Origin of the sequence: Actinoplanes sp. CA-030573, from assembly GCF_050951115.1 — a bacterium.
Classification (GTDB): Bacteria; Actinomycetota; Actinomycetes; order Mycobacteriales; family Micromonosporaceae; genus Actinoplanes.
Window position 1 is genome coordinate 1,186,749 of the sequence record NZ_CP192038.1, and the last position, 17,442, is coordinate 1,204,190.

The following is a 17,442-nucleotide window of genomic DNA, read 5'->3' on the forward strand; positions in this document are numbered from 1 at the left end:
GTCGGCCGCGCGAGCCGGATGGTAGACAGCCGCGGTGGAGATGACTTTGGAGTTCCCCGAGCTGCTGCGCCTGATCGACGAGCGGTCCGCGGAGTTCCGGCGCACGGTGGCATCCGCACCCAGCCTCGAGGTGCCGGTGCCCACCTGCCCGGGCTGGACGCTCTTCGATCTGGCGCAGCACGTGGGCCTGGGCCGCCGCAAGGCGGCCGCCATCGTCGCCGCGGGGCCGGCCGACGCGCCCCCGGACCCGTCGGCGTGGGACGACGGCGCCGGCGCGCCCCGGGAGCGCGAGGCCCTGCTCGCCTGGCTGAGCGAGTCGATCGACCGCCTCGCGAGCACGCTGCGCGAGGCCGGCCCGGACCGCGGTTGCTGGACGTGGTGGGGTGACTCGCAGTCGCCGCAGACCGCCGGTGGTGTCGCGCGGCACCAGGTTCAGGAAGTGGCGGTGCACACCTACGACGCCCAGCTCACCGTGGGCGCGCCGCGGCCGCTGCCGGACGAGGTCGCGCTCGACGGCGTCGAGGAGTTCCTGTCCACCTGCTGCTCGACCGACGTCCCCTGGCCGCACGAACCGGCCGATGTCGACTACCACGCCACCGAGGGCCGATCGTGGCGCCTGCGGCTCTCCGGCGACGGCGCGCGGGTCGACCGCCTGGTCAGCCCCGCCGCCGGAGCGGACGCCGCGGTCTGGGGCTCGGCCCACGACCTGGTCCTGCTCCTCTACGGCCGGATGTCGCTGGATGCCGCGAAGCTGGAGGGCGACCGCCGCATCCTCGAGCGGCTCATCGCCTGGGACCCCAGCGCGTAACGGTCAGGGCCTCTCCTCGGCGGGGAAATACCGCCACTGGCCCTCGGAGATGACGTCCACCTTGCCGTCGACGACCCGGATGGCGGTCTCCTCGTCGATCGCGTACGACGGGTTGCCCAGCGTGGCCGCCCACCGCTCGGCCTCGGCCATGGTGTTCTCGGGCATCATCGGGTGCCCGACGTGCGGGAAGATCGAGAAGTCGACGACGCCGAGAGCGCTGTCGTCGTCGGCGGACCGCTTCCAGGAGATGAAGTCCGTCCCGATGCGCGGGGTCATCACCATGCTTCCGGCGCTGATACCCACCCACACCTTCTCCGGGAGCGTCGGCAACAGCTCCGCGAGCCCCGATTCCCGCATCCAATGGCGGAGGTACGTCGCATCTCCGCCGTCGACCAGCAGGACATCCGCCTCGCGTACCCAGGGAATCCACCGTTCTTCGCCGATCGTGGGCAACGCGGTGAGCTCGAGGAGGCCGACCGACTTCCAGCCCATGCCGGTCAGGTTCCACGGCGGTCCGCCGACGACGAAACCGCGCGCCCCGACCGGACCGCACATCTGGTGACCCCACTGCGCCGTCGGGATGCAGAGCGCGTCGGACTCGGCGATCGGCTTGCCCAGCAGGTCCAGCAACGCGTCCTGGATGCTCGGGTTCGTGATGCCGCCGGACGTGAGAAGAAGCTTCATGGTGTCTCCCGGTTCGAACCCGCCGAATGGCCTGTACGGTACCGACATCGTCGACGCGGCGGGGCCCGGTCGGCAGCTGTTCGACTGGCGGCCGCCGCTCGCCGGAGGAAGCCGTTAGCGTTGCACCGTGGACGTCCGGCTGACGCTGCTCGGGCCCGTGACCTATCTCGGTGCCGAGATCGGCGGGTCGCGGCTGCGCGGGCTGCTGGCGCTGCTCGCGGACGATCTGCGGAACGGTTGCGGCACAACGCGTCTCATCGAGGCGCTATGGCCCTACGAGCTGCCCGAACACCCGGCCAAGGCGCTGCAGACGGTGGTCTCCCGGGCGCGTGCGCGGCTGGGCGCCGACGTCATCGTGAGTACGCCGACCGGCTATCGGCTGGCGTTGCTGGAGTCCGAGGTGGACTCGTCGGCGGTGCTGATCGAGGCGGCGGCGGCCGAGTTGTCCACAGGCCCGGAAACCGCGCTTGCGCACGCCGACGCCGGCCTGGCAATGTTCGCCGCGTTCGCCGGGTTCGCCGAGGGAGACGAGAACGACGACGGTCCGGTCGGTGCGCTGCGGCGGGCGAGGGAGCCCGCCCGGCAGCGGCTGAAGCGGGTCCGAGCGCTGGCATTGGCCCGGCTGGGACGGTCGGCGGAGGCGGTCGGGGCACTGCTGCCGCTGGTCGAACGGTCGCCGCTGGACGAGGAACTGCTGCTCGCATTGCTGCGCAATGAGACACCGACCGCGGCCCTGAGCCGATACGACGACTACCGGCGCGCCCTGCGCGAGAGGCTGGGCCGCGATCCGGGGCCCGAACTTCAGCGGCTGCATCGCGAGCTTCTGCTGAGTGATTCCCCGGCCGAGCGGCATGGCGTACGCCACGAGCCGAACCAGCTGCTCGGGCGCGACCGTGACATCGCCGCCGTGCTCGCGCTGCTGGACGAGTCGCGGGTGGTGTCGGTGGTCGGGCCGGGCGGGCTGGGGAAGACGCGGCTGGCCCACGCGGTGGCCCGTGCTGCCCGCCAGCGGGTGGTGTACTTCGTCGAGCTGGCCGGCGTTGCGGACGATCGTGACGTGATCGGCGAGGTCGCGGCGGCGCTGGGCGTCGGCGACGCCGGGACGGCCGAGGCTGAGAAAGGCGCAGGGCGGATTGGCAGGGCCGGTGGGGGCGGGGCGGGGCCCATTGTTGACGCACTCAAGCCCGCAACGGCGCTCCTGGTGCTCGACAACTGCGAGCATCTGCTGCACGGGACCGCCGACCTCGTACGGGAGCTGATCTCCCTGACCCCCGACGTGCGGGTGTTGACCACCAGCCGCGCCCCGCTCGATCTGTCGTCGGAGTCGGTCTATCCGCTTCCCGAGCTGGGGCTTCCCACCATGGTCGAGTTGTTCGAACGCCGCGCCCGGGCGGCGCGCCCCAATGTGGATCTCGCGCCCGCGGCGGTACGGGATCTGTGCGCGCGCCTGGACGGGCTTCCGCTCGCCGCCGAGCTGGCCGCCGCGCGCGTCCGGGCCATGTCGGTCGGCGAGATGGCGCGCCGCCTCGACGACCGTTTTGCCCTGTTGCGCGGCGGCGGGCGGGACTCGCCGGAACGGCACCGGACCCTGCACGCGGTGATCGACTGGAGCTGGCACCTGCTCGGCCCGGACGACCAGGCGGCGATGCGGGCGCTCTCGATCTTTCCCGGCGGCTTCACCGCGAGCGCCGCGGCGTTTCTGACCGGGGACGACACGGTGATCGAGCGGCTCGTCGACCAGTCGCTGATCAAGGTCTTCGATATCGGGGCCGAGACGCGGTTCCGCATGCTGGAGACGGTTCGCGAGTTCGGCGTGGCCCGGCGCGAGGAAGCGGGGGAGACGCCGCGGGTGGTGGACCGCTTTCTCGGCTGGGCCCGCGACTTCGGGCTGCGCCGGCTGGACGCCGAGCTCGGCGCCGGGCTGACGCCGGCCGCCGACCTGACGCCGGCCGTCGCGGTGATCCGGGCCGAGCAGGACAACCTGCTGCCGGCGCTGCGGTACGCGCTCGACCGGGAGGACGGCCCGACGGTGGCGATCACGGCCGCGCTGCTCGGGCTGGTGTGGCTGACCGAGTCGAACCTGGCGCGCCTCGCGACGCTGGCCGCGGACGTGTCGGAGATCCTGGCCCGGGTGCGGCCCGCGGAGGAGGTCGTCGAGGCCGTGCGGATGACGGCGGTGGTGTGCGCGGTCGGCGCGTACCTCACCCGCGGTCACCCTCCGCGGCGCGCCCTGGTCACCCTCCGCAGGCTGCCGCCGCCGGACGAGGACACGGTGGTCGGGGCGGCCCAGCGTGCCCTGGGTGCGACCGATCTGCCAAGCCTGCGCGGGCTTGCCGACAGTGACCGGCCGCTGGTGGCGGTGCTGGCGAGCTATGCGCTGAGCTACGTCGCCGAGAGCGGACAGGACTTCGATCTCGCGCTCAGCTCGGCGCGGCGGATGCTCGTACGCCTGCCCGCCGGGGCCACGCCGTGGATCCGCGCGCTGGCGCATGCCCGGATCGGCGAGCTCTGCCTCCAGTCCGATCCGGCCGGCGCGTTGCACCACCTGGGCGCGGCCATGGCGATCATGGAGGAGCTCGGTGCGGTGTCGAGCGCGGCCCGGGCGCGGTGGGCGATGGTGCTGGCGCATCTGCAGCGGGGCGCGTTCGACGAGGCCGAGCGCGGGCTCGACCAGCTGGGCGAGGGCAGCCTGCTCGAGGAGGCCGGCCGGCAGATGTTCGACACCTGCGCCCGCGCGGAGATCCTGCTCGGCCGCGGTGACGTGGACGGTGGCCTGGCGCTCTGGCGGGAGGCGGCGGCCCGGCTGCGCGATCGGGACGACTACTGGGCCCGGGAGGTGCGCGGGGTCGCGGTGGTGGCGCACGCCCGGTTCGGGCGGCCCGAGCTGGTCGGTGATCTCGCGGCCGCGCTTCCGGGGACGCTCGCGGCCATGCTGGCCACGGCGACGACGGCGGACCTTCCGGCCTGCGGGTCGGTGCTGCTGGCGACAAACCCTTCCGACGTACGCGTCATCGCGCTCGCCGAACGCCTCGGGTTCCGGCAGGACTTCCAGCCGACGATGTCGAGCGCGCGCCTGCGGGAGGTCGCGATGACAACCGATCCGAGGACGTACGCCGAGGCGGTCTCGGCGTACGCCGGCCTGGACGAGGAGGGGCTGCTGGCCGCGGCCCGCTCAGCCGCGGGGATCGCGCCGGAACAGGGTCCGCGCCCATAGGTAGCCGGCCAGCGCCAGGGCCACGCACCAGGCGACGGCGACGATCCAGTCGTGGCCGAGGCGGGTGCCGAGCAGCAGGCCGCGGAGCGTGTCGATGATCGGCGTGAACGGCTCGTGCGCCGCGAACCAGCGGACCGCGCCGTCCATCGCCTCGGGCGGCACGAAGGCGCTGCTCAGGAACGGCAGCAGCTGGGTGACGAGGGTGAACGGCGCGGTGGCCTCGGCGGTCTTGGCGGCCAGGCCGACGGCGACGCCGAGCCACGTCATGGCGATCGTGAGCAGGGTCAGCAGGCCGGCCGCGCCGAGCCAGCCGAGGGGGCCGCTGTCCAGACGGAGGCCGAGACCGAGCGCCACCAGGACCACGAGCGCGGCGCTCACCAGCGTACGGACGCATGACCCGACCACGTGGCCGGTCAGGACCGACGTGCGGGAGATCGCCATGGTGCGGAACCGGTTGATGATGCCCTCGGTCATGTCCCGGTTGACCGCCAGGGCCGTCGTGGTCGAGCCGTACCCGACCGTCATCAGCAGCACACCGGCCAGCACGTAGTCGATGTAGTCGGCGCCCCGCCAGGACGAGCCGAAGCCGGCGCTGAGCGTGCTGCCGAAGACGCCGACAAAGAGCAGGAGCAGCAGCACCGGCAGGCCGATCGTCATGACGATCGTGCCGGGGTTGCGGCGGGTGTGCCGGACGTTGCGCCACACCATGGTCATCGCGTCGCTCATCGGACGGCCTCCTTCGCCGCGGCCGGCCGGGTCGTCCCGGTCAGAGCCAGGAACACGTCGTCGAGGCCGGGCGTGTGCAGGGTCAGCTCGGTGACCTCGACGCCGGCCCGGTCGAGCCGGTCCAGCAGGCCGCGCAGCGATCGGGCCCCGCCGTCGCCCGGCACCCGCAGGGTGAGCGCGTCGTCGTCGCGGGTCGCGTCGCCGAGGACCGCGGCCGCCGCGTCGAGGGCGGCGACGTCACCGAACCGGAGACTCACGTGACCGCCCGGGACGGCGCGCTTGAGCTCCTCCGGGGTGCCCTCGGCGACGATCCGGCCGCCGTCGAGCACCGCGAGGCGGTCGGCGAGCCGGTCGGCCTCCTCCAGGTACTGCGTGGTCAGGAAGATCGTCGTGCCGGCGGCGACCAGGTCGCGCACGATCCGCCACAGGAGACGGCGGCTGCGCGGATCGAGCCCGGTGGTCGGCTCGTCCAGGAAGATCACCCGGGGCCGCCCGATGAGCGTCATGGCCAGATCCAGCCGCCGTCGCATGCCGCCGGAGTAGGTGGAAGCCGGCCGCCGCCGGGCGTCGACGAGGTCGAACTGTTCGAGCAGCTCGCCGGCCCGCCGCCGTCCCTCGGCCCGGCCGAGGTGGTGCAGGTCGGCCATGAGCAGCAGGTTCTCGTCGCCGGTGAGCAGGCCGTCCACCGCCGAGAACTGCCCGGTGACCCCGATCGCCGCCCGCACCGCGCCCGGTTCGCGGGCCAGGTCGTGACCGGCGATCCGCACGTCGCCGCCGTCCGCGCCGATCAAGGTGGACAGGATGCGCACCACGGTCGTCTTGCCGGCCCCGTTCGGCCCGAGCAGCGCGAACGTGCTTGCCTCCGCGACCTCGAGGTCGATGCCGCCGAGCACGGCCGTGTCGCCGAACGATTTGCGTAAGCCGGTGACCGATATCGCCGCCCGCATGACTCTCTCCTCACCGCCGCGGTCCCCGTGACCGCGACGGGAGGAGAGTGCGGGAGCCCGGATTCAGCGCGGTGTCACGCCGGTTTCACCGTGGCATTGCGGCGGCGCGGTCGGCTCGCCGGCGGCGACCAGGCTCTGGTTGACCTCGGTCGTGGTGGCGAGCCGGGTGAAGGCCGCTCCGACGGTCAGGTCGATGGTGTCGTCGCCGCGGTCGGCGTCGAAGAGCATGGTGACCGCGCCGGTCACCTCGGCGCGCACCAGGGTCGCGGCGCCGATCGAGGCCGGTCCGTAGTGCAGGGTGGCCGCCTCGGCCACGTCCGGGCCGGTGGAGCCGGTCGGGCCGTTCGGGTCGTCCGGGCCGTTCGGGCCGCTCGAGCCGTCCGGGCCGCTTTCGACCCGGAAGCGGCGGTCGCGCAGCTGGGTGGCCGTCTTCTGCAGGGTTGCCGCCGGCGCCCCGCCGCCGACCACGCGGATGTGCACGTCGGCCGGATCGCCGGGGAGGGCGAGATCGCAGGCGACCGCGAGGGCGGTCGCGGGAAGGCGGGTGGCCGGCGCGGTCCCGGCACCGGTGCCGGTGCTGCCGCCGGTGCCCATGCCGGTGCTGCCGCCGATGCCGGTGCCGGTGGCGGCGGTGGTCAGGTGCGGCCAGGCATATGCGAAGCCGGTCACGGCCACGACCGCTCCGGCCGCGGTCCACGCGGCGAGTCGCCGGCGGCCCCGGCTCCGGCCGCGGGCGCGGACGGCGGCGGCCGGCATCACCGGCAGGTCCCGGACCTCGGCCTCGAGGTCCCGCAGTCGTTCAGGCACGGAAGGTGACATCGCTGATCTCCTGGTCGTCTTCGTCGAGCAGCCGGGCGAGGGCGGTCCGGGCCCTCGACAGCCGCGCCTTGACCGTCCCGTCCGGGACGCCGAGGCTCACGGCGATGTCGTGGACCGGCATGTCCAGCAGGTAGTGCAGGGCGACGGCCTGCCGCTGCGGCTCGGGCAGCCGCTGCAGCGCGGCGACGACGGCCACCCGGTCCGGCGACGGCCCGGCGGTCGCCTCCGCCGGCGGCCCCAGCCGGGCCCGCGCGGCGAGCCGGCGTCGCAGGCCCCGCCACCGGTTGGCCAACAGCCGCCAGCCGACCGTGCGCACCCACGCCTCGGGGTCGTCGTAGCCGGCGACCCGGGACCACCGCTGCCAGGCGCGGGCGAACGCCTCCTGGGCGACGTCCTGGGCCTCGGCCCGGTCGCCGCAGGCGGCGTAGAGATAGAGCACGACGCGCCGAACCGTCGCGATGTAGAAGGCGTCGAAGTCGGCGCTGTCGCTGCCGGTGGGTGCTCGCACACCTATAGACACACCGCATCCCACGGCCCGGTTGCTCGCGACGGCGAAAACTTACCGGGTGCGCAGGGCCTGCTCGCCTGCTCCGGATCGCCGGCCCCGGCGGTCTCGGTCGGCCGCGGGCGGACCTCGTCCCGGTGACGGCGCAGGGCGGCCAGGTAGAGGCCGCGCTTGCTTCCTAGATGCGCGAGGTGCGGCGCGGCGCGTTGGTGCCGTTGCCGGCGAAGTGGCCGAAGCGGCGGTTGTCGTGATGCCGGCGCGGGGCCGGGACGGGCCCCGCACCGGGTGCCCCCGCCGCCACAGGAGCACCCGGAGTCATCGGCGCCGGCTCGGGGAGCGGCGCGGGAACCGGACGTCGCCGGCGCGCTCCGAAAAGCGCGATGAGGCGGCGGAACAGGTTCGTCACGATGCACCACCCTTCGGCGAGCCGTCCGTTGGTTATCGAGACAATGACGGTAGCAGCGCCGGACGGTGTAGCCAATCGGTCACTCGCCCGGGCGGGACGGTCTTCCCGGCGTACGGGCGGATGGTCGTGCTCGTCCTATGCTGTGCGGATGGCGGAGACCGGGTTCGGCGTCTATCTCAAGGAAGCGATCCTGGCCGCCCGTTTCCCGACGCCGACGCACTTCGCCCGGGCCGTGGGCACCGATCCGTCGGTGGTCCTGCGCTGGCTCAGCGAGGAGCAGCGGCCCACGATCAAATCGATCGAACGGATTGCCCCGGTGCTGGGCAAAAGCATCAACGAGTTGGTCCTGGCGGCCTACCCGGATCGGTTGAACGGGCCGCCGCCGGCCGCGGTGCCGGCCGCGCACCCGCTGGTCCATGAGCTGGCCCGGATGCTCGCCGACGACTCGCCGATCCCGCGCGCCGACCGCGACGCGCTGGAGACGGTGCTCGACCGGATGCTCGAGCCGTACCGCCGGGTGCTGCGCCGTCGTAGATCCGGGTGACAAATTGCCGTCTCGAGCGGACGTCGCCGCTGGTCGATGTCGCGCGAAACGCCCCGGCGCACTAGCCTCGGACCGTGACCGAGCAGCGAGCTGAGCACCACTCCGGAGGATGGCACCTCCAGACCAGCAAGTTGCTCGTGATCGCCTTCGTCGTGGCGGTGGCCGCGACCGGCGCCCTCATCGTCACCGTGCTGACCCAGATGCCCTCCGGGATGACGCCACCCCCGCCCGCTCCCGGCGCCATGCCTCCGCCGCCGCCCAACCTGCGCCCGCTCGCCGTCTTCTCGGTGGTGACCGGCTTCTTCGTGCTGTCCTGGCTGGCGGTGCTGGTGATCGCCGCGCGCGATCAGATCCTGCGGCAGCTGCGCCGGCAGGGCAGGGGACCGACGCCGGGCCTCTCGGCCGACGAGCTCGGCGCCCGGCTCGAAGCGTTCCGGGCCGAGCTGGCCAGCGATCGGGAGAACGAGCTGCGCACGCTGAGCGAGCGGATGACCGAGCTGACTTCCGAGTACGGCGAGCGCCGCGAGACCGACGGCTATCTGAGCGGCATGCGGACCGCCACGTCGAACGAGTCGCCGCCGCAGGCCAACGTGCGCGCCTTCCGGCGTACGCCCCCGCCGCGTTAGGCGCCGGTGAGCGCCGGGTAGGCGCGGTGGGTGCGGAAGTATTCGGTCATCCGATCGGTGCGCAGCGCCAGGAAGAGGTCCCGGCAGCCGGCCGTGTCGAGCCGGTTCGCGGTGCCGGCCGGCGAGCGGACGAAGCCGGTCGACGGGATCGTGGTGAAGGACAGATCGTCGCCGCGCAGGCCGGAAAGCGCGCGGGCGGTCGCGGTCAGATCCAGGCCGGCGTCCACGACCAGGGACTTCGCCACCTCCGACAGCAGTGAGCTCATCCGCATCGGGTTGGTCAGCACGCCCATCGACAGCACCTTGTCGCCGAGCGCGTGCAGGTACTGCTGCTGGCGCCGGACCCGGTCGAAGTCGCCCTGGGCCAGGCCGTACCGCTGGCGCACGTAGATCTCGGCGCGCTTGCCGTCGAGGTGGTTGACGCCGGCGTGGAAGCGGTAGCCGGTGCGGCCGTCGGTGACCGGCTTGGCGACCGTGACGTCGACGCCGCCGACGGTGTCGGTGATCTTCCGGACGGCGGCGAAGTCGACCCGCACCACGTGGTCGATCGACAGGCCGGTCAAATGGCCGATCACCTGCACCACCAGGGGCGCGCCGCCCCACGCGTACGCCGCATTGATCTTGGTCTTGCCCCCGGCCCAGCGTCCGGGAACCGGCGGGATGTAGACGTAGGAGTCGCGGGGGAAGGAGACGACGCTGGCGTGGCGGCGACCGGCGTCGACGTGGACCAGCATGATCGTGTCGCTGCGGGACTGGTTCTGCGTCCAGCCGGCCCGGGTGTCGACGCCGAGGATCAGGAAGTTCTCGCCGATGGCGCCGGGCGGTGCCGCGGTCGGCGACTGCCGGCCGCCGGTGACCACCACGTACTCGGGCGGCTCGGTGATCGTCGGGAGGGCCGAGGCCCGGCCGAGCACGTCGTCCCGCCCCACCTCACCCTCGTAGTGCCCGGTGAGCAGCACGGCCGCGCCGAAGCCCAGACCGGCCAGAGCGGCCAGGACCGACAGGGTCACCACGACGACCTTCGCCCAGCGAGGCACCGCACATCCTTTGTCCCGGTGGGCCGCCGGATGCGGACTCCTACCCAGGACCTATCGGCCTCGGCCGCGGCGGCGTGAGGGTCATTTCCGGTACGCGCGGGGCCGTCACCCACACCGGACGCGTGAGCACCAGCAGCAACGCGAGACTGAGCCAGACGTACGCGTTGCTCCCCGGAAACGCCGCCCAGCCGATCGGATGCGCCCACCAGATCCAGACGACGCTGCTGCTCATGACGGCGAAGCCGGCGAGGAGCGCGGCCAGGCGCCGGCGCCGCAGGTCCGGCGCCGGGGTGCCCAGCGCCCGCCCGAGCAGCAGGAAGACGCCGGGGATCAGCCACACCAGGTGATGGACCCAGGTGATCGGGCTGATCAGGCAGGCGACCACGCCGGTCACCGCGAAGCCGGTCACCCTGTCCGGCCGGCGGACGCGAACCCACCAGCACCAGTACGCGACGACCAGCGCGACACCGGCGAGCCACCAGGTCGCGGGCGCGTCGAGGCGGGCCACCACGCCGCGCAGCGACTGGTTGGAGACGTAGTACAGCTCGCCGATGCGGCCGGTGTCCCAGAACGCGTCGGTCCAGAACTCGCGCGACGCGTCCGGCGCGGCCAGCAGCGCCAGCACCGTGGCGAGGACGGCGGTCACCGACGCGGTGGCGGCCTGCCGGTACCGCCGGGAGAGCACGAGGTAGCCGATGAAGATCACCGGCGTCAGCTTGATCGCCGCGGCCAGGCCGATCCCGATCCCGCCCGAGCGCCTGGAGCGCAGGTCGCCGCAGACCAGCACGAGCAGCAGCAGGTTGACCTGGCCGTAGCTGAACGTGTCCCGGGACGGCTCGAAGACCAGGAAGCCCAGGAACATCAGCGCGCACGGCGTCCACAGCGGGCATCCGCGCCGCCGCAGGATCGGCACGAAGTACCAGCGGATGAGCAGCGTGACCGCGGCCGCGTTGAGCACGAGCGCGGCCGCGACCGCCACCGGCCACGAGGTGATCGCGAGCGGGCTCAGCACGAGGGCCGCGAACGGGGGATAGGTGAAGCCGTAGCGGGTGTCCTGGTAGTGGAACTCGTAGAGCCCGCCCCCGTCGACCAGCCAGTAGCGGACCGCGCCGCGGTAGACGCCGAGGTCGAAGAAGTGCCGGAAGGTCGGGACCGTGGTCAGGAAGACGCCCACCGCGATCGCGACGGCGACTACCAGGGCGACCTGTTTCTTGGTCATCGGGCCACCCGCAGGGTGACCGGGGCGGCCACGGCGAGGCGCACGAGGAGGAAGGCGGCGATGCCGATCAGGACGCCGAGCACGGCCAGGAGCACCCGCTCGGCGTCGGCGGCGAAGCCGTCGGGCAGCACCACGAGCACCAGGACCGCGCAGAAGCCGGCCAGCACGGCCCGCACCCGCGGGTGCCCGGCCACGGCCGCGAGCGGGACCAGGCCCCAGACGACGTACCAGGGCCGGATCGCGGGGCCGAAGACGACCAGGGCGACCAGGACGATCCCGAGGGCGTAGACCGGGCCGATCCGGTGGCGGTACGCCCAGGCCACCGCGGCCACGATCACGACGGCCAGCGTCCCGGCCCAGCGCCATACGTCGGCGGCGGCCGCGGTGCCGAGCAGGCCGGCGGTCCAGCGGCCGAACAGCCCGGTGACCGACCAGTTCTGGGGCGAGATCGGGGTGCTCAGCGCGCCGATCCAGCCGTAGCCGGTGCCGGCCACCGCCGTGATCACGACGGTGGCGCCGACCGCGATGGCGGTCACCCCGGCGGCGGCGCGCGCCCACGACCAGCGGCCGCCGGCCGCGGTGGCGGCCTCTGCGCCGCCGGCGCGCGCCCACGACCAGCGGCCGTTTTCCCCGGCCGGCTGTGTGGCCCAGATCGTGGCGACGGCGACGAGGCCGAGCGCGGCCGGCACCTTGACCAGTGCGGCCGCCACGACCAGCAGGGTGGCCACGATCGGGTGACGCCGGACGGCGGCGGCCAGGCCGGCCGCCAGCAGGCCGACCATGAGGGCGTCGTTGTGCGCGCCGCCGATCAGGTGGATCAGCACCAGCGGGTTCAGCACCGCCAGCCACGTCGCCGCCGACGGGTTGATGCCGGCGCCGCGGGCCAGCACCTGGACCGCGCCCGCCAGCAGGATCAGGCCGGCCAGCGCGACCAGGCGCATCGCGGCGATGCCGAGCAGCAGGTGCGGGCCGGCGACCGTCCTGGCCACGATCAGGAACACCGGCCCGTACGGGCTGGGGGTGTTCTGCCAGATCGCCGGCACCTGGTCGGCGACCATCCCGCCGAGCAGCGCCGGGCCGTGCCGGTAGACGTCCAGCCCTTGGTCGATCATCAGGCCCTGGGCCAGGTAGCTGTACACGTCCCGGCTGAACATCGGCGGGGCGAGCAGCAGGGGCGCCACCCAGAGGGCCAGCGTCACCCAGTCGCTGTCCCGGTGCTGCCGGGGCGTCCGGCCGTACCACCACCAGGCGAGCAGGAGCAGGGCCAGTCCGCTGTAGACGCCGACCAGGCCGAGCCGGGCGTGCTGGCCGAAGGCGGTGAACGGGACGCCCACCGGTAACGCGCCGGCGCCCAGCCCACCCACGGCGACGAGCGCGGATCCGGCAAAGCCGACGGCGCGCGCCAAGGCGTGATCTTTCCGCACGGCAGCACCATTTCAATGAACGGTGTCGTGCTTCTTAAGCACGTCCCTCCTACGGGAGGACGATGGGAAGCTTGATGCCGTCGAGAACATTGGGGCACGGGCAATCCCGTACGGCCGGAAGCTTGGTCACCGCGTCGAGGAGCACCTCGCGCAACCGGGCCGTGTTCTCCCCGAAGACCCGGAAGACCTCCTCCTGGGTGACCCCGTGATCGCCCTCGACGCCCGCGTCGAGGTCGGTGACCAGCGCGATCGTGGTGTAGCAGAGCGCCAGCTCGCGGGCCAGGACCGCTTCCGGGTGACCGGTCATGTTCACGACAGCGCCGCCGATCGCGGTGAACCAGCGGGACTCGGCCCGGGTCGAGAAACGCGGCCCCTCGACGACCACCATCGCGCCGCCGTCGACCGGGTGGACGTCGCTCTCGAGCAGCACCCGTCGCCCGTTCGGGCAGTACGGGTCGGCGAACGACACGTGCACGGCGCCCTCGTCGTAGAAGGTCTGCACCCGCCCGCTCGTGCGGTCGATCAGCTGGTCGGGAACCACGAAGGTGCCCGGCCCCAGCTCCGGACGCAGGCCACCGACGGCGCAGGGTGCGACAATTTGCCGTACGCCCAAAGCTCGCATCGCCCACAGATTGGCCCGATAGGGGATCTTGTGGGGCGGAAACCGATGATCACGACCGTGCCGCGGCAGGAAGGCGACGCGCCGGTCACCCACCCGCGCCACCGTGATCGGATCGGACGGCGGACCGTAGGGCGTGGACACCTCGATTTCCTCGGCATCGGTGAGGAGCGCGTACAGTCCCGACCCGCCGATGACGCCGATCTCCGCCGTTGGGTTCATGCGCAGACCTTATCCGGCCCCGGAATCACGGGCTAATGTGCTGGGCATGGCGTTGGCGTGTTGGGCAGCCTGTGTATAGCGAGGGTCAGCGGATCGGAGGCCGGTCGATGGAGTCGATGACCGGCCGATTGCTGGTGGCCACGCCGACTCTCAAAGATCCGAACTTCGACCGCACCGTCGTGCTGCTCGTCGCCCACGAGGCCGGCGGCGCCCTCGGCGTGGTGCTCAATCGCGCCACCGAGGTCCCCGTGGCCGAGGTGCTGGGCGGCTGGGGCGAGCTGGCGGGCGACCCCGCGGTGCTCTTCGAGGGCGGTCCGGTGCAGCCGGAGTCGGCGATCTGCCTGGCCCGCACCCGCCCCGAGGTGAAGAAGAGGGTGACCGGCTTCCACCAGGTGGCGGGCTCGCTCGGCACGGTCGACCTGTCGGCCGACCCCGAGCGCATCCGCGACAGCGTGGCCGGCATCCGGGTCTTCGCGGGATACTCGGGCTGGTCCGCGGGCCAGCTCGAGGAGGAGATCGCCTCCGGCTCGTGGTTCCTGCTGGACGCCCTCCCCGGCGACCCGTTCATCAACCGCCCGGACGACCTGTGGGCGATGGTGCTGCGCCGCCAGGGCGACATCCTCGCGGCGGTCGCCCACTTCCCGCCGGACCCCCTGCTGAACTGACCCGGGCGGGGTGTGTAGTATTTCCTCCGTGCCCGGGAGACCGGGGACGGCAAGGGGCTGTGGCGCAGCTGGTAGCGCACCACACTGGCAGTGTGGGGGTCAGGGGTTCGAGTCCCCTCAGCTCCACGAGTTGAGGGCGGTCTGTGTTCGCGGGAAGCGCGAACCGGGCCGCCTCGTCATGTTGGCCGGGGGGCCGAGCCCCCCGAACCCCCCACGGTGTGGTGGTTGCGGTGGGTGGGTGGTTGCGTTGCCGGTGGTTGGGCTTCGTGAGCACCCATGCCGGACGTGCCCTATGCGTGCCAGTCTCCGCGGCTTCGGTCGCCCGGCTTCCTGCGTCTTGGAACCGCCAGCCACCGTGAGGGCCTTGTCCTGGGCGGTCAGGCGCTGACCGCTGGTGTCGCTGCCAGATGTCGGAAGCCGCTGAATGTCGCTAGATGTCGACCGGTGTCTGTACGAACTCCCTGTACGTCTCCACGGCGGCCCTAAGCGGGCCGCGCACGCCGCCAACCCGGGCATCATGGCCGCCCCGTGGCAAGCGCGGGCGGGGCGGCCATGCCAACATCCGTCGTCGGGCGCGGAAAGCGGGCAACCTGGACACCCCGACGTCAAAGGGCGACGGGTTAGAACGCTGGGGGTGTGCGGCGACCGACCGGCTTCGCCCTGGCGATGTGGTCGAACTGGCCCAGCGCCCGTTCGTACGGCGTCCCGGGCCGCGTTGAGCGTTGCGGCTACTGCGCCTTCGATGGGCCGCTCGGACTCCGGGATGGCCGCCGTGCCCCTCGTCATCCTCGCCCCGCGCAGTCCCAGCCGACTCCCGCCGGCGCCGACCGGCCTGGGTGCCTAGCGTGAAGGCCGTCTTGACGCGGCGGGCGCCGGTGGTGTCTTGCTCCCACGGTGGACGGGTCGACGGTGACGGGATGGCTGGGCAAGCTCTCATGGCCAGTCCAGATCGGGTTCGCCGATGTCGGCGTAGTCAAGGTTCGGATCGTCGTCGTCGTGATCACGCCTTAACGGGGGTCGAAAGCCGTGCAACTTCAATCGGGAAGCGATACCGCCGATGTTGCGCTCGAACTCGTCGCTGAGTTCGAGCAGTGTGGCGCCGTCTTGATAGCGCTTAAGGAGTCGTTGGTCTTCGTCGGCCGACCAAGTCATACCGGCACGCGGATGGTTCTTTCGAATCTCGTCAAGGCCGACAGACCGCGCACCCGTCAGGCCGAGCGCCTGGGCAACACTGCCAAGCGTCATTGCGATGGCTCGGGTGACGTGGACCAGATCTTCAATGGCAACGGTGCCCGACAGCGAACCGATCACAACCCCGGCTGGGGCGGTCGCGTCAAAGGTGACGTCCGCCATGCCGTCGCTGACCAGCACCCGGAGAACGCAGCGCCGATCGTTGATCATCATGTCGCGCGTCAGTTCGAGACGCTCGTCACCTTTGGATACTGAGTCATCACTTTCGCCGTTCATCTTCCTCACGATGTGGCCTGACGCGCACTGGAAGCCGAGTCAAATTCCTTGGAGTCGGTCGACCAATCTGGTAAGAGGTCGCTCAGCCACTCCTTTACTCGGTTGGTGAGAATCTCGCGACCGTCGCTAGCTAGAGGTTCCAAAGCATGCTTTCGGACCTCTGGATGATCTTCTGGTGCGGGACAGGTGAAAACGGCGAGGATGCGAAGTGCAAGCAACGCACGCTGCCCTGTCAGCAGATTCACCAGCGGGATGTGTGCGATCGTCGCCGTCTTGATCGCCGCGAAAACTCGGCCCACAACGATGCCCAATGCCCTCTCGGTGGCTCGTCCTCGATAGTCTTGTTTAGAAGATTGCACAATTTTCTCGGTGACGAAGGTAACGGCTTTTTCTCCAAATCGCTTGGTCATCCGGATGGCACCTTCTAAGAGGCGGATCAGTGCCACAAGCAGGTCGCACCACGTGTGGTGTGCCAGTCTCTGCCGGACCTGCATGTCGTCCGGCACTTCCTCAGCAAGATCGGCTTTGATCTTTGACCATGGTTCTTCGGCCAGTGCTCTCCCGAGCTCTCGAACCAGATCGAGTTCGGAGATGGGTGTGCCTTGTTCTCCTGCCGAGTTGGCATGGACGGCCGGCGTTTCGCTTAATCCATCACCAACTCGCTCGGTGGAGGCAACGCTCGAAGCTAGGTGGGTCCCGACCGGATCACTCGCGTCTCCGCGCTGTGCTGCAAGCCAATCCGCGATATCGAGTCGCGCAAGGTCGGTCACTCGACCGCGGTTTGGCTGATCCCTTCGCATCTGACCGTTCCGTCGCCACGTCAAGGCCGTGGTGAGTTGCTCGCGTCGCTTCTCACGGGCTGGATCAGAGCCAGCGAGATCGGTCCACCCTTGCCAACCGTGCAACGCTCCCGAGCAGCCTCCACACTCGCACCGATGCCCTCTCGCGTTTGCGCAGTTGCTGTTGTGAGTGCCGTCGGGCATGGCGCAACCACCCCTACGTATCGAAGCTTCGTGATGCCTTACTGACTTAAAGTATCTGTGTAGCTACGCAAGGTATCGGCATCCAAGGTGTCGGATGTTTGCTTGCGATCAAGGTCTCGCTCATGCGGAGACGCGAACGGAGTTTGAGGGCAACGATGACCCATCCTGGAGGGTCAAGGAGTCGATCAGGTACAAAAGATCCAGTCCAGATCTAGCTCGCGAAGCGATAGACGTTATCTTCTGCCGTTGATCGCAATCTTGCTACCTAGTCGGCAAAGACCATCGATCTTGCGACACGCCGAAGAAGTGGCACGTTCACTTACTGAGATCAATTGGTTGGATCTCGTAACGTAATTCCTCGTGCACTTTTTGGCTCAAGCTGCGCCCCCCCCGCGCACCACTACACGGGCTGGGAGAATCTTGGCTACGCGCTCCTTTTGTCTGGAGCGCTGTTCCTCTACGCCTGCTTCTGGATTGGCTTCCGGATGAAGGCCAAGTGCCTAGTCGTTGTAAGCACGACCAACAGG

Annotated in this window: 16 protein-coding genes and 1 tRNA gene; 6 read left to right on the forward strand and 11 right to left on the reverse strand. The window is 71.2% G+C overall.

Going from position 1 to position 17,442, the window contains the following annotated elements; translation table 11 throughout:
• The first annotated feature begins 40 nt into the window (after positions 1 to 40).
• Complete coding sequence (locus tag ACQP2F_RS05475; RefSeq protein WP_433307360.1) at positions 41 to 808, forward strand: maleylpyruvate isomerase family mycothiol-dependent enzyme; 768 nt, start codon at positions 41 to 43, stop codon at positions 806 to 808.
• A 3-nt stretch (positions 809 to 811) separates the two neighbouring features.
• Here the strand turns inward: ACQP2F_RS05475 and ACQP2F_RS05480 are convergent, their stop codons facing one another.
• On the reverse strand, positions 812 to 1,492 hold the full coding sequence (locus tag ACQP2F_RS05480) for a Type 1 glutamine amidotransferase-like domain-containing protein (protein WP_433301224.1): 681 nt from the start codon (positions 1,490 to 1,492) through the stop codon (positions 812 to 814).
• Positions 1,493 to 1,619: 127 nt separating this feature from the next.
• Here ACQP2F_RS05480 and ACQP2F_RS05485 point away from each other — a divergent pair, with 127 nt between their 5' ends.
• On the forward strand, positions 1,620 to 4,706 hold the full coding sequence (locus ACQP2F_RS05485) for an ATP-binding protein (RefSeq protein ID WP_433301226.1): 3,087 nt from the start codon (positions 1,620 to 1,622) through the stop codon (positions 4,704 to 4,706).
• Here the strand turns inward: ACQP2F_RS05485 and ACQP2F_RS05490 are convergent.
• The 4 genes from ACQP2F_RS05490 to ACQP2F_RS05505 all read right to left on the reverse strand — a co-directional run bounded on the left by ACQP2F_RS05490 (position 4,665) and on the right by ACQP2F_RS05505 (position 7,706).
• On the reverse strand, positions 4,665 to 5,432 hold the full coding sequence (locus tag ACQP2F_RS05490; RefSeq protein ID WP_433301228.1) for an ABC transporter permease: 768 nt from the start codon (positions 5,430 to 5,432) through the stop codon (positions 4,665 to 4,667). The two genes, ACQP2F_RS05485 and ACQP2F_RS05490, sit on opposite strands and share 42 nt — an antisense overlap.
• On the reverse strand, positions 5,429 to 6,379 hold the full coding sequence (locus ACQP2F_RS05495; protein WP_433301230.1) for an ATP-binding cassette domain-containing protein: 951 nt from the start codon (positions 6,377 to 6,379) through the stop codon (positions 5,429 to 5,431). The genes ACQP2F_RS05490 and ACQP2F_RS05495 overlap by 4 nt, the downstream gene beginning before the upstream one ends.
• A 63-nt stretch (positions 6,380 to 6,442) precedes the next feature.
• Complete coding sequence (locus tag ACQP2F_RS05500) at positions 6,443 to 7,186, reverse strand: hypothetical protein (RefSeq protein WP_433301232.1); 744 nt, start codon at positions 7,184 to 7,186, stop codon at positions 6,443 to 6,445.
• Positions 7,179 to 7,706: a SigE family RNA polymerase sigma factor gene (locus ACQP2F_RS05505; protein WP_433301234.1), complete on the reverse strand. Its 528-nt coding sequence runs from the start codon at positions 7,704 to 7,706 to the stop codon at positions 7,179 to 7,181. Before ACQP2F_RS05505 ends, ACQP2F_RS05500 begins: the two co-directional genes overlap by 8 nt.
• Positions 7,707 to 8,257: 551 nt before the next feature.
• Between ACQP2F_RS05505 and ACQP2F_RS05510 the strand changes: the two genes are divergently transcribed.
• Positions 8,258 to 8,653 carry a helix-turn-helix domain-containing protein gene (locus ACQP2F_RS05510; RefSeq protein ID WP_433301236.1) on the forward strand — a complete coding sequence of 132 codons (396 nt, stop codon included), beginning with the start codon at positions 8,258 to 8,260 and terminating at the stop codon, positions 8,651 to 8,653.
• A 74-nt stretch (positions 8,654 to 8,727) separates the two neighbouring features.
• A complete protein-coding gene (locus tag ACQP2F_RS05515) occupies positions 8,728 to 9,279 on the forward strand; it encodes a hypothetical protein (protein WP_433301238.1) in 552 nt (183 codons plus the stop codon).
• Here the strand turns inward: ACQP2F_RS05515 and ACQP2F_RS05520 are convergent.
• Genes ACQP2F_RS05520 through ACQP2F_RS05535 form a run of 4 tightly spaced genes read right to left on the reverse strand, consistent with a single transcriptional unit; the run spans position 9,276 to position 13,800 of the window.
• Positions 9,276 to 10,316, reverse strand: coding sequence for an LCP family protein (locus ACQP2F_RS05520; protein ID WP_433301239.1), 1,041 nt, complete (start codon positions 10,314 to 10,316; stop codon positions 9,276 to 9,278). The two genes, ACQP2F_RS05515 and ACQP2F_RS05520, sit on opposite strands and share 4 nt — an antisense overlap.
• A 40-nt stretch (positions 10,317 to 10,356) precedes the next feature.
• Complete coding sequence (locus tag ACQP2F_RS05525) at positions 10,357 to 11,535, reverse strand: glycosyltransferase 87 family protein (RefSeq protein WP_433301241.1); 1,179 nt, start codon at positions 11,533 to 11,535, stop codon at positions 10,357 to 10,359.
• Positions 11,532 to 12,959, reverse strand: a complete 1,428-nt coding sequence (gene mptB / locus ACQP2F_RS05530) for a polyprenol phosphomannose-dependent alpha 1,6 mannosyltransferase MptB (protein WP_433301243.1) — start codon at positions 12,957 to 12,959, stop codon at positions 11,532 to 11,534. The genes ACQP2F_RS05525 and mptB overlap by 4 nt, the downstream gene beginning before the upstream one ends.
• A gap of 49 nt (positions 12,960 to 13,008) precedes the next feature.
• On the reverse strand, positions 13,009 to 13,800 hold the full coding sequence (locus tag ACQP2F_RS05535) for an S-methyl-5'-thioadenosine phosphorylase (protein ID WP_433301245.1): 792 nt from the start codon (positions 13,798 to 13,800) through the stop codon (positions 13,009 to 13,011).
• A gap of 107 nt (positions 13,801 to 13,907) precedes the next feature.
• On the opposite strand from ACQP2F_RS05535, the gene ACQP2F_RS05540 reads away from it, so the two are divergent.
• Both ACQP2F_RS05540 and ACQP2F_RS05545 read left to right on the forward strand, forming a co-directional pair.
• Positions 13,908 to 14,465 carry a YqgE/AlgH family protein gene (locus ACQP2F_RS05540; protein ID WP_433301247.1) on the forward strand — a complete coding sequence of 186 codons (558 nt, stop codon included), beginning with the start codon at positions 13,908 to 13,910 and terminating at the stop codon, positions 14,463 to 14,465.
• Positions 14,466 to 14,518: 53 nt separating this feature from the next.
• Positions 14,519 to 14,591: transfer RNA gene (locus tag ACQP2F_RS05545), tRNA-Ala, on the forward strand.
• 807 nt (positions 14,592 to 15,398) lie between these two features.
• Here the strand turns inward: ACQP2F_RS05545 and ACQP2F_RS05550 are convergent.
• Together ACQP2F_RS05550 and ACQP2F_RS05555 are read right to left on the reverse strand one after the other, a co-directional pair.
• Positions 15,399 to 15,932 (reverse strand): hypothetical protein, encoded by a 534-nt coding sequence (locus ACQP2F_RS05550; protein WP_433301249.1) that lies wholly within the window; start codon positions 15,930 to 15,932, stop codon positions 15,399 to 15,401.
• Between the two features lie 5 nt (positions 15,933 to 15,937).
• Positions 15,938 to 16,702, reverse strand: a complete 765-nt coding sequence (locus ACQP2F_RS05555) for a hypothetical protein (RefSeq protein ID WP_433301251.1) — start codon at positions 16,700 to 16,702, stop codon at positions 15,938 to 15,940.
• Positions 16,703 to 17,442: the final 740 nt, after the last annotated feature.